The sequence below is a fragment of the Winogradskyella sp. PG-2 genome (genome assembly GCF_000828715.1).
Classification (GTDB): domain Bacteria; phylum Bacteroidota; class Bacteroidia; order Flavobacteriales; family Flavobacteriaceae; genus Winogradskyella.
This window is the reverse complement of record NZ_AP014583.1, coordinates 1,188,965-1,202,749: the sequence shown is the minus strand read 5'-3', so window position 1 is coordinate 1,202,749 and position 13,785 is coordinate 1,188,965. Positions and strand designations below refer to the sequence as shown.

Genomic DNA, 13,785 nt, shown 5'->3' with positions numbered 1-13,785 from the left:
GTTATTAATTGAAATAATCTATTATTAGATTTATATTTGCACTTCATAAAAAGATAAAATATGTCATTTTCAGAATTATTCGAAAGCGGATTTAAAAAGCGCAATGAAGACCATTTTGCATCAATTGTAAGAGTAGCAATGAGCGATGGTGTTATTACAGGTGAAGAGCACGCATTTTTAGACCGTTTAGCGACGCGTTTAGATATTACAGAAAGCGATTATACAACGATATTAAAAGATTATAAAAGCCATCCAATTAATCCACCAACATCTTACAATGTGCGTTTAGAGCGTCTATTTGATTTGGCAAGAATGGTTTGGGCTGATGATATTGAAGGACCTAAGCAGCATAGATTGTTAGAAAAGTTAGCAGTTGGTCTAGGATTTAATCCTAAAAATGTAAAATATATTGCAGATAAAGCATTGGCACTAGCTCATGAAAATGTAGATGTTGATGAGTTTACAGAAGAAATGAAAAATATGAATCAGTAGTACATTCTAAACTAAATTAAAAAAAGCGAACATTTCTGTTCGCTTTTTTTAATTTTGCATTACGCATAAATTCTTCAGCTTTCTCAACCATATTTCTACTGCCACAAATAAAAGGTACACGTTGGTGAAGTTCCTTTGGCTCTACATCCATAATACGTATAAAGCCATTACTTGCTTTTCCATTGGCCTGTTCTGCTAAAAACGCCATTGGATTACATTCGTAAAGTAATCTCAATTTTCCATTATTTGCTTTAGAGCTTTTAGGGTACATATAAATACCACCCTTTATCATATTTCTATGAAAATCTGATACTAGAGAACCAATATATCTAGAAGTGTAAGGCCTATCACCTTCTTCCATCTGGCAATATTTTATATAATTTTTGATGCCTTTTGGAAAGTGAATATAATTACCCTCATTCACAGAATAGATTTTACCATCTTCAGGGAATTGCATGTTAGGATGCGATAAATAAAATGTTCCAATTGCAGGATTCAATGTAAAACCGTTTACACCATCACCAGTAGTATATACCAGCATGGTTGACGTACCATAAACAACATATCCAGCAGCAACTTGCTCATTTCCTTTTTGTAAAAAATCATCAATTGTTACAGGAGTTCCTACAGGAGTTACTCTTCTAAAAACAGAAAAGATAGTACCAACAGAAACATTTACATCGATATTAGATGAACCATCTAAAGGATCTATTAAAACGACATACTTGTTTTGATTGTTTTCATCCTGACTATTAATAGCTATGAAATCATCTTCCTCTTCACTAGCGATACCACAAACAATATTACGTTTTGTCATGGTTTGAATAAATTTATCGTTAGCATAGACATCTAACTTTTGTTGATCTTCACCTTGAATATTAGTATCGCCTGCAGCTCCAGTAATATCTACTAAGCCTGCTTTATTAACCTCATGGTTTACAACTTTGGCCGCTAACCGAATTGAATTAATAAGTCTAGAGAGTTCCCCTGAGGTATATTTAAAAGAAGTTTGATTTTCAATTATAAATTCACCAAGAGTTTGGTTGAGATTTGAATTAGACATGAAGCATTATATTGATTAATTCTCACAAATATCGCATTTTTTAACAAACTATAACGTTTTCGTTCTGTAAATAAATTGTAATGTAAAGTGAGTTTAGATTATATTTGGTTTCTTTTTAATCAAAGAGATGAATCAACCAAGATTAGCTACTATAGAAGACATGCCAAGAGTATTAGAACTCATCAACGAATTGGCAATTTTTGAGAAAGAACCAGATGCGGTAGAAGTCACACTTTCTGATTTAGAAAAAGATGGTTTTGGCACTAATCCAAAATTTGTATGTTTTGTTCTAGAAGTTGATGCCAGTGTTGAAGGTATAGCTCTAGTTTACAGGAGATATTCGACTTGGAAAGGGGAAGTTTTACATCTAGAAGATCTTATTGTAAGTGAAAAAACTAGAGGAAAAGGCTTAGGAACAAAGCTTTTAGATGCTGTAGTAAAGTATGCAAAAGAGATTGGAGTTAAACGTGTGAGTTGGGAAGTTTTAGACTGGAATGAACCAGCTATAAAATTTTACGAAAGTAAAGGCGCTAATGTTATGCGAGATTGGGATGTAGTGCAGTTAGACCAAAACGGAATTGAAAATTATCTAAAAAATATATAATGCGAGTTTACAAATTTGGTGGTGCGTCAGTAAAAGATGCCGAAGGTGTAAAAAATTTAGCAACAGTTTTAAAAACAACAGGATATGACAAAACCTTAGTTGTAGTTTCTGCAATGGGTAAAACGACCAATGCAATGGAATTAGTAATTAAAAATTACTTTGAAAATAAGACTGAATTACAAAGTTCAATTCATGAGGTAATTAAATATCATAATGAAATTCTATTAGATTTATTTGATAATGAACGTCATAATGTATTCGGAGCAGTAAAAGTACTTTTTGATGAATTAACAACATTCTTTAAAGTCAATAAATCTCCAGATTATAATTACGTTTATGACCAGACAATCGGTTTTGGTGAATTAATTTCCACTACAATTATTAGTCATTATCTTAATGAAATAGGTCTTAAAAATAATTGGATTGATGTAAGAGAGTTTATAAAAACGGATAATTATTACAGACGTTCTAATGTAAACTGGGAACAGACACAGGATATCATGTCATCAAACTTTGATACCTCTAAGCTTAATATCACTCAAGGATTTTTGGGTAGTGATGCTAATAACTTTACTACGACATTGGGTAGAGAAGGTAGTGATTATACAGCTGCAATTTTCGGGTATTGCTTAAATGCAAATAGTGTTACGATTTGGAAGGATGTACCAGGAGTATTAAACGCAGATCCTCGTTATTTTGAAAACGCTCAATTACTGCATCAAATCTCATACAGAGAAGCGATTGAGTTGGCATTTTATGGTGCTTCAGTAATTCATCCAAAAACACTTCAACCTTTACAGCAAAAAGAGATTCCACTGTATGTAAAGTCGTTTTTAAATCCTAAAGCAGATGGTACACGTGTAAGTAAGGGTAAAGCTTTAGAGCCAGAAACCCCCTGTTTTATAGTTAAGAAAAATCAAACTTTAATATCATTATCATCTCTTGATTTTTCATATATCATGGAAGAAAATATTAGTGAAATTTTTAGCCTGTTACACTTGTATAAAATGAAGGTTGATGTTATTCAAAACTCAGCAATTAGCTTTTCGGTTTGTATAGATAACTTATATAATAATCTTGAAAAATTGCTACAGCATCTTAAGGCAAAATTCAATGTAACATGTTATGATAATGTGAGTCTATATACTATTAGGCATTATAATGACGTTGCCATTAAAGAGCTAGAAAAAGATAAAACTGTATTGTTGAAGCAGTTAGCACAAGGAACGGTTCAAATAGTAACTAAATAACATTTACTACATTTGTTTTATGGGGAAATCATCTGAAATCGGATTAGTAACCGCTAAAGAAGTCGCAAAGGCAATCCATGCCGACAAGTACGGCTTTATAGGTACTTTTTTCGGTTGGATATTGATGAAGGTTCTCAAAATTTCTTCAATAAATAAAATATATAAACGCAACAAACACTTATCTGATTTAGATTTTTTGAATGCGTTATTAGATGATTTTCAAATTAAATTTGAAATCCCAGAAGAAGACTTAAAACGTTTGCCTAAAGAAGGACCATATATTACAATTTCTAATCACCCATTAGGTGGTATTGATGGAATTTTGTTACTAAAATTAATGATAGAGCAGCGCAGTGATTTTAAGATTATTGCTAATTTTCTTCTGCATCGTATAGAACCTTTAAAACCTTATATAATGCCTGTGAATCCTTTTGAAGATAGAAAGGATGTAAAGAGTAGTATTACGGGTTTTAAAAATGCAATTATGCATTTAAGAGATGGACATCCTCTTGGAGTTTTTCCGGCTGGTGAAGTCTCAACATACAAGGACGGAAAACTAGTTGTAGATAAAGAATGGGAAGAAGCAGCTATGAAGTTAATTCAGAAAGCAGAGGTTCCTGTTGTACCTATTTATTTCCATGCTAAAAATAGCCGTTTGTTTTATAGACTTTCTAAGTTAAGTGATACACTGAGAACGGCAAAATTACCATCCGAATTATTAACTCAAAAACGTCGTGTAATTAAGGTCAGAGTTGGTAAACCTATTTCTGTGAAAAACCAGAAAGAACATCCAAGTCTTCCGGATTTTACAGATTTTTTAAGACGAAAAACATATATGTTGTCTAAAACTTTTGAGGATAAGCCAAAAATTTTAGACAATATACAATCACAGTTAAAAGTTCCGAAACCTCCAAAGAATATTGTTACTCCAATTGACTCTGAAGTTATGATGGCTGAGGTGGAAGCTTTAAAAGAAAAAAACTGTAAACTTCTAACTAGTAAAAATTACGAGGTGTATTTAGCTGAGGCTAAAGCGATGCCAAATATTTTAAGAGAAGTTGGGAGACTGAGAGAGATAACATTTAGAGAAGTTGGTGAAGGCACTAATGAAGCTATTGATTTAGACACCTTTGACACGTATTATCACCATATGTTTTTATGGGATAATGAAAAAAATGTGATTGCAGGAGCATACAGAATGGGCTTAGGATCAAAGATTTTTGAACGTTATGGTATAGATGGTTTTTATCTACAAGATTTATTTAGGTTTGAGCCAGAGCTTCATAAAATGATGAGTCAATCTATTGAAATGGGTCGTGCTTTTATCATTAAAGAATATCAGCAAAAACCAATGCCATTATTTTTACTTTGGAAAGGAATTGTGCATACTACATTGCGTTATCCAGAGCATAAGTTCTTAATTGGAGGTGTTAGTATAAGTAACCAGTTTTCAAACTTTTCTAAGAGTTTAATGATTGAGTTTATGAAATCACATTACTATGATCCATATGTAGCGCAATATGTGCACCCTAAGAAAGAGTTTAAAGTAAAACTAAAAGATGCTGACAAGGATTTTGTATTTGATGCCACTGAAGCAGATTTAAATAAGTTCGATAAGATTATAGATGAGGTAGAACCAGGTGCATTACGACTTCCTGTACTACTCAAAAAGTACATTAAGCAGAATGCTAGACTTGTAGGGTTTAATGTAGATCCACTATTTAATAATGCAGTAGATGGCTTAATGTATATAAAAATTGCTGACCTTCCTGAAAGTACTGTAAGACCTGTAATGGAAGAGTTTCAGGCTGAACTAGAACGTAAATTCATGGATAGCCATGAACAGTAAATTTTATTTTCTTACACTTTTCTTACCCTTATTTTCTATTTCGCAGACCCTTAAAGGTAAAGTTATTGATAAAGTAACGCAACAACCCATTGAGACTGCATCTGTCTATTTTGATAATACAACTATTGGAACCACAACTAATAAAAATGGGGAGTTTTCAATTACTTATACTGATGCTGTACAATCAGCATTGGTGTTTTCTTATTTAGGCTATCAAATGGTTTTGGTTTCTGATTACAGAACTAAAAACAATCTAACTATTGAACTCGTTGAAGTAAATGTAGCCTTAGATGAAGTCTATGTAGAATACGATGATGGTTTAACACGAAGGCAAAAATTACGTTTATTTCGAAAAGAGTTTTTAGGCACTTCCAATTTTGGTAAATCTTGTAAAATATTAAACGAAGAAGAGTTAATACTAAAATATGACAAGAAAAATAAAGCCTTATATGCTAGTTCTAAAGTTCCGGTTAAGTTAAAGAATAAAGCATTACAGTACGAAATAGCTTTTAATATTATTGATTTTGAAGTTAACTTTCTATATGTTGATTTAAAAACAAATGCATTTACTGTTAATACAGTAGCTTATTCTGGGACTTCGTTTTATAAAAATTTAAAAGGCTCTAAAAAAAAGAAAACTATTGAGTATAGAGAATCAGCATATAAAGGTTCAGTTCAACATTTTATGCGCTCCCTGTTTAATCATAATATTAGAGTTGAAGATTATGCAATTTTCTACAAAAGATTTAGAGTAGAAGAATGGGATTATTTTAAGGTAGAAACTGTTAAAGATTCAGACTTTAAAAAGGTGACTTTAAGTGATAAAGTTGCCATTTTATATAACAACAAATTTCAGTCTGGATTAGAGTTAGAGATAGACGAATTTTTTGTTGATGTTTATGGTAACTTCACACCAGTAATTGGTATTTATTTTAGTGGAGTCATGGGAAGCCAACGCTTAGGAGATACTTTGCCTTCTGATTATGGGCTATAAAAAAGCCAAAATTTTCATTTTGGGTTTTATGCTCTATGTTTTTAGATTTTTAGAACCAAGGTTTTTTTCCTGTTTGGTAAGTTCTAACAAACTCTTCATCCGATTTCGTAAGATAAATAATTCCTTCAATTAAACCGATTAATCCAGAAATAGCCGATGTGATTCCACAGGTAAAGAAACCTAAAATACCGAGAACTAACAAAATTATGCCTTCTGTATTATATCCTAAAATAAATTTATGAATACCTAGCCAACCAAGAATAATACCAAGAACACCTGCTACAACTTTCTTGTTATCCATAACCTCTTTCGCTCCAGAAGCAAAATCATTTGCTGTTTCTTTAGCATCTTCAGCAAATTCTGCAGCTTTTTCTTTTGCATCACCTGCTAACTCTTTAGCATCGTCTGCTAATTCACTTGCTTTTTGACTTATTTTATCACCTGCTCTTTTTGCTCCACCTTTAGCATCATCTAGCATGTCATTAAGTTCATCTCCTAAGTCTTTATTATCATCTGCCATAGTTTTTTTGTTTTTGGTTAGACCTTAAAGTTAATAAAAAAGGTCTAAATGAAATTTATTTTTTTCCGAATAACCTTTGGAAGAATCCTTTAGTTTTTTGTTTTGCTTCAGTATAAGTTTCTTTAGCATCCTCAGCTAAGTCTTCTAGTTTATCCTCTGCTGCATCCGCAAATTCCGAAGCTTTTTCTTTCGCTTCATCTGCGAATTCACTTATTTTTTCACTTGCTTCTCCTGCAAATTCTTTGGCTTTAGCTTTTGCCTCTGTATATGTTTCTTTAGCATCTTCAGCTAAATTTGCTGCCTTTTCTTTGGCGACATCAGTAAGCTCACCAATTTTTTCACCAGCCTCATCTGCAAATTCTGTAGCTTTTTCTTTTGCATTGCTATACAATTCTTTGGCATCTTCATTAATGAATTCTGTAGCCTTATCTTTTACATTACCTAAAATTTCTTTCGCCTCATTAGCAAGTTCACTTGCTTTTTCTTTTGCTGTGTCAAATGCTTCACTTGCATTTTCTTTGATAGAATCTGTTTTTTCTACAATAGCATCACCAGCCTCGTTTAAGGTTTCATTTGTGTTTTCTATATCGTTTTTTGCTTCTTCCTCTAGATTATTGTCTTCAGTCATTAGTTTAATGTTTTAATCATATGTAGCTAAAAATAAAAATTTTGTTACAAAGTAAGATTATTATTAGAGATTATCTAAATAACATTACTAAACCACCTAATGCAGTAACAACTAAAATGAAACGTCTGTAATTTACATTAGAAATCAGCTTTATAATATAGACGCCTGAAAAAAAGCCTAGAAAGACAGCAGGTAGTAATATCGAATTTAACGCAAGAGTTTCTATAGTTACTGTTTCCCATATTAGAAAATGAAAAGGAAGTTTAAATAGGTTTATTATAAAAAATAACCAGGCAGCAGTTCCAATGAATTCATTCTTTTTAAAACGCATGGTTAAAAAATAAATATTGGAAATAGGACCAGCTAAATTTCCAATCATAGTAGCAAAACCCGTTAGAAATCCTGCACTATTTGAAAATAATTTGCTAGTAGGTATGTGCTTAGTTTTTCTGTTTTCAATGAAGAGCATAATAATTACAGACAGAATTATTATAATACCCATTAAGCGTTTAAAAACAAATTCAGAACTATCATTGCCAACCTATACTCCGACAAGAACTCCTACTATTATCTATGGTATTAGTTTTTTTATGATTCCCAATTGTGCATGCCTATTGTAATAAATCACGGCTAAAATATCAGCACAAATGAGCATGGGGAGTAAAATACCTGTAGATGTTTTTTCTCCAAATACAAAAGCAAGAATTACAACTATGACTATACTAATACCTTTAATACCAGATTTGGATAATCCCAATAAAAAAACTGCAAAACCAATGGCTATCCATTGCAATGCAGTTAAATTATATGATTGAATTATTTCTAGGTAAGACAAAATTCAGTTTTTATGATAATTGATTTATAGAAAAGCACTGTCTATAGGTTCCCAGAGTTCTATTTTATTGCCATCATTATCGAGTATCCAACCGAATTTACCATAGTCATACTCTTCCATCTTACCTACAATTGTTACTCCTTCTTCTTTTAGAGTTTCTAATAGTTCTGTTAAATTTTCAACCCTGTAATTAAACATAAAGTCTTTTTTAGAGGGCTCATAGTATTTAGTGTCTTCGGCAAACGGACTCCATTGTGTAGAACAATCATTCCCTTCTTTATCTTTCCACCAAAATGTACAGCCATAATCATCTGTATTAAAACCCAAATGTTTTTTGTACCAATCCTTTGATGCTTTTGGGTCTTTAGTTTTAAAAAACAGACCACCTATTCCTGTTACTCGTATTTTCATCGTTTATTTTTTAATTGCATTTTCATAAATTTCAATCCATTCTTCAACTGACATTTTACCTAGAAGTTGTTCTATTAAATCGTAAGGAATATCTTCTATTTTCTTAAAGCGTACACAGCTTTTACCCATGTCTAATTTATATTTAGAATGTTTTGGGTATTCTGCTACAAACCAATCGTATAGTTCTTTTTTTGCATACATTCCCATATGATAGAATGCTATAAAGTTTTTTTGTGAGGCTAAATTTAAAAATGGTAAAGGCGGAAATGGCTTACAATGATAACCAGCCGGATAAATAGATTTAGGTACATAATACGCTGGCATACCATAACCCATTCCTGATTCTAAACCCTCAGGCATGTGTTCTTTAATGAGGTTATGGAGTTTAGTCATTGGTCCTTTTCGTTATTCTGGGAGTTGGCTAATATACTCTTCTGGTGAGTCTGCTTTGTATTGCATAATAAGATTGATTTAGTTTTTATTTTCGTTGAAGGATTAATCCAGATATTAAAGATATAATAAATCCAATAATCATAACGGTTCCGAACATGATGAATGCCATAAAGGAAGAACTTTCCATCATTCCCATAGAAGCTTTAAGTTCGTCTACTTTAATTTTAAGTTCTTTAGCTGTAAGGTTGGCCTCAGTCAGTTGGGTCATTGCATTATCTTTATATTCAACAGCAAAATCTGGATTTATAGATGTGGTATATATGTAATCTACTATAGCAAATCCAATGGCTGAGAATAGTGAAATAAGTAATCCAATAATTAAAGCTTTTCCTAAGGATACTTTACCCTCATTAATATGGTCTCTAAAGTGTTTAATCCCAAAATAAACAAATATTAAAGATATTACCATTGTGGCATATCCAAAGACAGCCATAGTACTAAAATCTAGGTCTATTTGCTTACCGATTAAGAAGCCTGCTAAGAATAAAACAGAAGCTGTGATAAAAGCGTAAACGCCATATTTTACAATTGTGTTTTTCATAATGTATTAGTTTAGAATTATGTCAACAAATGTAGGTTTAGCCAATGGATTAGGGCTCATACTTTAGTCTAAAAGTACTTTAAATTAAAGGATTTGAAACGATTTTGCCTTTGTGATAGCTTGTGTTCTTCGTTTAGCATCGAGCTTAACTAGTAAATTAGAAACATGAGTTTTAATAGTGCTTTCGGATAAGAATAAACTTTCGGCAATTTCTTTATTCGATAAACCTTCAGCAATTTTTTGTAAAACCTCGTACTCGCGATTGCTAATATCTAGTTCTTTTATTTTTTGATGGTCAATCTCATAAATTGGTTTTACAGATTGCTGTAGGCTTTTTTTTATTAAGAAAAACACCAACAAAGAAGAAAACGATTGCTATACAAGCAACAATTAATTCAACTTTTAAATCGCCAGAAATGATAGCGTATTTACTGAATTGAAATAGTAGCAATAAGGCCAATATTAACAATCCAAAAACAAGAATGGTTTTCTTCATGTTTTAAAATTAGCAAAATTTTGCTTTGATTTTATCGACAATAGTTTGTGCGAGTTTAATTTTACTTTCAACAGTCCAACCAGCGACGTGTGGTGATAGAATAATATTATCTGCATTAATTAAGTATTGAAAAGCCTCAGGTAAGTTACTCTTTTTACCTTTTCGCATCCATCGGAACTTGGGCTCATCAATTTTAAATAAATTTTCAAAAGAGGATTTTTCATATTCCAGAACATCGAGTCCAGCACCTAAAATTTTCCCAGAGTCTAAAGCTGAAACTAAATCTTTTGTAACTACACTTTTACCACGAGCGGTATTAATTAACCAGAATGGTTTTTTAAATCCATTAATAAAATCAGAATTCACCATATTTAATGTCAATGGTGTTTGTGGTGTATGTAAACTCAACACATCTACTTTTTCTTGAAGATCTCTAAGCGCTATTTGTTTAGCATTTTCATCACCAACATTGTCTTTAATGTCATAGCATAGCACTTCTACATCAAAACCTCTGAGTTTTTTAGCGAAGGCTTTTCCCATATTACCATAACCAATCAATCCAACGGTTTTCCCATCTAATTCTAATCCACGATTAGCTTCGCGTAACCATTTTCCTTGGCTTACCTCTTTATCAGCTTTATTGAGTTTGTTGAATAAGGATAATAACATTCCTAAGGTATGTTCGCCTACAGCATTTCTGTTTCCTTCTGGTGCATTAAAAAGGGTTACACCCTTCTCTTCAGCATATTTGCAATCTATGTTTTCTAGCCCAGCACCAACGCGTCCTATAAATTTTAAGTTGGTTGCTTTATCTAAGAATTGTTTATCGATACTAAAACGACTTCTAATAATTATACCATCATAATCTGAAATTTTGGCTTCAATGCTTTCTTTTGAAGACGTATAATCTTCATGATTGGTAAAGCCTAAATCGTTGAGTTGATTTAAGAGCAGTTCGTGGTTTTTATCTAGGTGTAGTACTTTCATGTTCACTTCCTGCGAAAGCAGGAATCTTATTAAATTAGGTCTTATTCCTTTAATTCATTTTTAATCTTCTCAATAACATTAGAAGTAGCTTCTGAGACTTTAACACATTGTCTAAAGTACAGTTCTGCTAAATAATTGCTTTCATAAAGTATATTCAGAAATTCTACATTTTCTAAAATATTATTATAGTTATTTGGTTTGTATGTTGGGCCATTTAATAACTTAAAATGCTGTCGTGTAAATGGTAGCGTTGTGTTGGTAAATGCATTTGCCACTTTTGTTTCTTGATCTTTTAAAAGCCAATAGTCTTCCTCATATAGCTTAACTAGATTAAGACGTAAATCCTTATTACTGATTATATCTAATCCTTGACTTTTTAGATTTTCGAAAGTAGCATAAGATATACCAAAAGAGTAATTACCAGTTGGTACATAAAAATACTGATCTAAAGAATCGTGATACGACCGTTTAGCTTCTAAATGTTCTATTAGTTTTTTGCTTTTGGTTTGAAACTCTTTGAATTGTAGTTTTCGTTTTTCTAGAATACTTCTATTCGATTCTAAACCTTGTTTTAATTCTTCAAGAACAGAAGCCTCTCTTATACTTTGTTTACGATTTTCATTCCAATTATTAATTTGAAGAGCTATGAGAATACCAATAACCACAAGAATAATTTCACCAATAGCGTATTTTAAGTATTTGCCCGTTTTTCCTGTTTCCATGAGATTGTATCGTATTTTTCGGAAGAATTTAATCATAATTTAAAACATTTTGTCATTCCTGCGAAGGCAGATAAACCTTTAGGTTCAACGCAGTTAACCCATAATGCAACTGAACTTCAAAGTGGATTCCGCATCAAGTGCGGAATGACAAATAGTATTATTTTGACAATATTATATCCAAGGATATTCAGTCTGCGTCATTTCATGTTCAACATCACCAGTATGTGTTGTGTCCAATTTTTCGAATAGTAAAAGATGAACTTCTTCTCCATCTTTAGTAGATGGATTATGTTCTACTCCTTTTGGAACCACAATGAGTTCTCCTTCTTTTACGACCTCAGTTCTATCTCTAAATTGCATGTATAAGGTGCCTTTTACAACTTGAAATAGTTCATCTTCATCTTCATGGCTATGCCATACAAATTCACCTTTAATTTTAGCAAGTATCACTTGCATATTATCAACTGTAGCAATACGATGTGGATGCCACTGTTTTGAAAATAGAGAATGTTTTTCTTTGATGTTTATTGCCTTCATGTTGTAAAGTTACGAAAGCAATTTCTTTTATATAACTAAAATCATTTTTGCAATCCAGAAGTAAATTAAAATTCCAAAAATATCGTTGCTTGTTGTTATAAATGGACCTGTTGCTATAGCAGGATCTATACCTCTTTTACCTAGGAATAAGGGTATAAAAGTACCTATTATTCCGGCTACAATAATTACAGCAACCAGTGAAATAGAAATAGCTAAAGCTGTACTGAAATCTTTTTCCCAAGCCCAAACAAAAAGGAAAAGAAAAAGAGCTAATATGATACCATTTAAAGTAGCCAAAAGCATTTCTTTAATCAACCGATGATTAATACTTCCTTTAACATCATCATTAGCCAGACCTTGTACGATAATAGCACTAGATTGTACACCAACATTACCAGCCATTGCTGCAATTAAAGGCGTGAAAAAGAATAGGACTTTGTAAGAGTCAAAAGCTTTTTGAAAACCCTCCATAATTATAAACGCACCAACACCACCAATAAGCCCAAGAAATAGCCATGGTAAACGCGCTCTGGTTAATTCGATAATACTATCATCTGCTTCAACGTCTTGGGTAATACCTGCTGCTAATTGATAATCTTTTTCAGCTTCTTCTTTTAAGACATCGACAATATCATCAATGGTAATTCTACCTAATAAAGTTTGGTTATCGTCAACCACAGGAATGGCTTCTAAATCGTATTTCGCCATGACTTTTGCAACATCTTCTTCATCATCATTAACGTTAACATAATCAACATTATCCTTGGCAATATCAGCAATTTTCTGATCGCTTTTGGCAACGATTAAATCTTTAAGTGATAAACGACCTATGAGTTTTTCTTCTTTATCTACAACATAAATAGAATGTACTCTAGTCACTTCTGTTGCCTGTCCTCTTATACGACGCAAACAACCAGCAACGGTCCAAGTCTCGTAAACTTTAACGAGCTCTTTGGCCATAAGTCCACCAGCTGTGTCATCATCATAAGTTAGAAGTTCTTGTATTTCAGCCTTATGTTCCTCATCTTCAATCTGAGAGATTACAGCTTCCTGTCGTTCTTCGGGTAGTTCTGCAATGATATCTGTAGCATCATCTGTATCTAACTCTTCAACTTCTTCGGCAATTTCTTTAGCAGAAAGGTTTTTAAGAATGTCTTCGCGATCATCCTCATCTAATTCCATTAAGATATCTGATGTCAACTCAGAATCTAGAAGTTTAATGACATAGACCGCATCATCTAGATTTAGTTCATCTAAAATTTCAGCAATATCTGCATGGTGAAAGTCATTTAAAAGTTCTTTGAGTTCGTTGCCCTTTTGGTCTTCGACAAGAATCTCTACTTTTTCAATGAGTTCATCAGTGACTTGAAATTGTATGTTGTCTTGAATTTCTTCCACGTGAT

Annotated in this window: 17 protein-coding genes and 2 pseudogenes; 5 read left to right on the top strand and 14 right to left on the bottom strand. The window is 32.3% G+C overall.

Features of this window, described 5'->3' with window-relative positions:
• The first annotated feature begins 60 nt into the window (after positions 1-60).
• The gene (locus WPG_RS05310; protein ID WP_045470187.1) at positions 61-492 is read left to right on the top strand and encodes a fructose 1,6-bisphosphatase; all 432 of its coding nucleotides are present in this window, start codon (positions 61-63) and stop codon (positions 490-492) included.
• Between the two features lie 16 nt (positions 493-508).
• Here WPG_RS05310 and fbp read toward each other — a convergent pair whose 3' ends face one another.
• Positions 509-1,555, bottom strand: a complete 1,047-nt coding sequence (gene fbp, locus WPG_RS05305; protein WP_045470186.1) for a class 1 fructose-bisphosphatase — start codon at positions 1,553-1,555, stop codon at positions 509-511.
• 127 nt (positions 1,556-1,682) lie between these two features.
• On the opposite strand from fbp, the gene WPG_RS05300 reads away from it, so the two are divergent.
• From WPG_RS05300 to WPG_RS05285, 4 genes are read left to right on the top strand one after another with little or no spacing between them, the layout of a single operon-like run.
• Positions 1,683-2,159 carry a GNAT family N-acetyltransferase gene (locus WPG_RS05300; RefSeq protein WP_045470184.1) on the top strand — a complete coding sequence of 159 codons (477 nt, stop codon included), beginning with the start codon at positions 1,683-1,685 and terminating at the stop codon, positions 2,157-2,159.
• On the top strand, positions 2,159-3,409 hold the full coding sequence (locus WPG_RS05295; protein WP_045470182.1) for an aspartate kinase: 1,251 nt from the start codon (positions 2,159-2,161) through the stop codon (positions 3,407-3,409). The genes WPG_RS05300 and WPG_RS05295 overlap by 1 nt, the downstream gene beginning before the upstream one ends.
• 19 nt (positions 3,410-3,428) lie before the next feature.
• A complete protein-coding gene (locus tag WPG_RS05290) occupies positions 3,429-5,258 on the top strand; it encodes a GNAT family N-acyltransferase (RefSeq protein WP_045470180.1) in 1,830 nt (609 codons plus the stop codon).
• Entirely contained in the window at positions 5,248-6,252 is a 1,005-nt protein-coding gene (locus tag WPG_RS05285; protein ID WP_045470178.1) for a carboxypeptidase-like regulatory domain-containing protein, read from the top strand. Before WPG_RS05290 ends, WPG_RS05285 begins: the two co-directional genes overlap by 11 nt.
• A 49-nt stretch (positions 6,253-6,301) precedes the next feature.
• On the opposite strand, the gene WPG_RS05280 is transcribed toward WPG_RS05285, so the two are convergent.
• The 13 genes and pseudogenes from WPG_RS05280 to mgtE form a co-directional block, all read right to left on the bottom strand.
• Positions 6,302-6,772 carry an NINE protein gene (locus tag WPG_RS05280; protein ID WP_045470176.1) on the bottom strand — a complete coding sequence of 157 codons (471 nt, stop codon included), beginning with the start codon at positions 6,770-6,772 and terminating at the stop codon, positions 6,302-6,304.
• Positions 6,773-6,827: 55 nt separating this feature from the next.
• A complete protein-coding gene (locus WPG_RS17265; RefSeq protein WP_052471157.1) occupies positions 6,828-7,400 on the bottom strand; it encodes a hypothetical protein in 573 nt (190 codons plus the stop codon).
• A gap of 70 nt (positions 7,401-7,470) precedes the next feature.
• Positions 7,471-7,911: pseudogene (locus tag WPG_RS18860) on the bottom strand (TSUP family transporter); the annotation flags it as partial.
• Between the two features lie 60 nt (positions 7,912-7,971).
• Positions 7,972-8,235, bottom strand: coding sequence for a hypothetical protein (locus tag WPG_RS18855; protein WP_316929979.1), 264 nt, complete (start codon positions 8,233-8,235; stop codon positions 7,972-7,974).
• Between the two features lie 24 nt (positions 8,236-8,259).
• Complete coding sequence (locus WPG_RS05265) at positions 8,260-8,646, bottom strand: VOC family protein (protein WP_045470174.1); 387 nt, start codon at positions 8,644-8,646, stop codon at positions 8,260-8,262.
• Between the two features lie 3 nt (positions 8,647-8,649).
• Positions 8,650-9,105: pseudogene (locus tag WPG_RS05260) on the bottom strand (DUF1801 domain-containing protein).
• Positions 9,106-9,124: 19 nt separating this feature from the next.
• The gene (locus WPG_RS05255) at positions 9,125-9,640 is read right to left on the bottom strand and encodes a DUF4199 domain-containing protein (protein WP_045470172.1); all 516 of its coding nucleotides are present in this window, start codon (positions 9,638-9,640) and stop codon (positions 9,125-9,127) included.
• Between the two features lie 84 nt (positions 9,641-9,724).
• The gene (locus WPG_RS18565) at positions 9,725-9,994 is read right to left on the bottom strand and encodes a response regulator transcription factor (RefSeq protein WP_316929990.1); all 270 of its coding nucleotides are present in this window, start codon (positions 9,992-9,994) and stop codon (positions 9,725-9,727) included.
• Positions 9,942-10,136 carry a hypothetical protein gene (locus WPG_RS18560; RefSeq protein ID WP_231850294.1) on the bottom strand — a complete coding sequence of 65 codons (195 nt, stop codon included), beginning with the start codon at positions 10,134-10,136 and terminating at the stop codon, positions 9,942-9,944. The genes WPG_RS18565 and WPG_RS18560 overlap by 53 nt, the downstream gene beginning before the upstream one ends.
• A gap of 9 nt (positions 10,137-10,145) precedes the next feature.
• Positions 10,146-11,123 (bottom strand): 2-hydroxyacid dehydrogenase, encoded by a 978-nt coding sequence (locus WPG_RS05245; RefSeq protein ID WP_045470170.1) that lies wholly within the window; start codon positions 11,121-11,123, stop codon positions 10,146-10,148.
• A 41-nt stretch (positions 11,124-11,164) separates the two neighbouring features.
• Positions 11,165-11,881: a DUF6090 family protein gene (locus WPG_RS17260; protein WP_144374419.1), complete on the bottom strand. Its 717-nt coding sequence runs from the start codon at positions 11,879-11,881 to the stop codon at positions 11,165-11,167.
• Positions 11,882-12,016: 135 nt separating this feature from the next.
• On the bottom strand, positions 12,017-12,382 hold the full coding sequence (locus WPG_RS05235) for a cupin domain-containing protein (RefSeq protein ID WP_045470168.1): 366 nt from the start codon (positions 12,380-12,382) through the stop codon (positions 12,017-12,019).
• A gap of 27 nt (positions 12,383-12,409) precedes the next feature.
• Positions 12,410-13,780 (bottom strand): magnesium transporter, encoded by a 1,371-nt coding sequence (mgtE, locus tag WPG_RS05230; RefSeq protein ID WP_171817156.1) that lies wholly within the window; start codon positions 13,778-13,780, stop codon positions 12,410-12,412.
• Between the last annotated feature and the right edge of the window lie 5 nt (positions 13,781-13,785).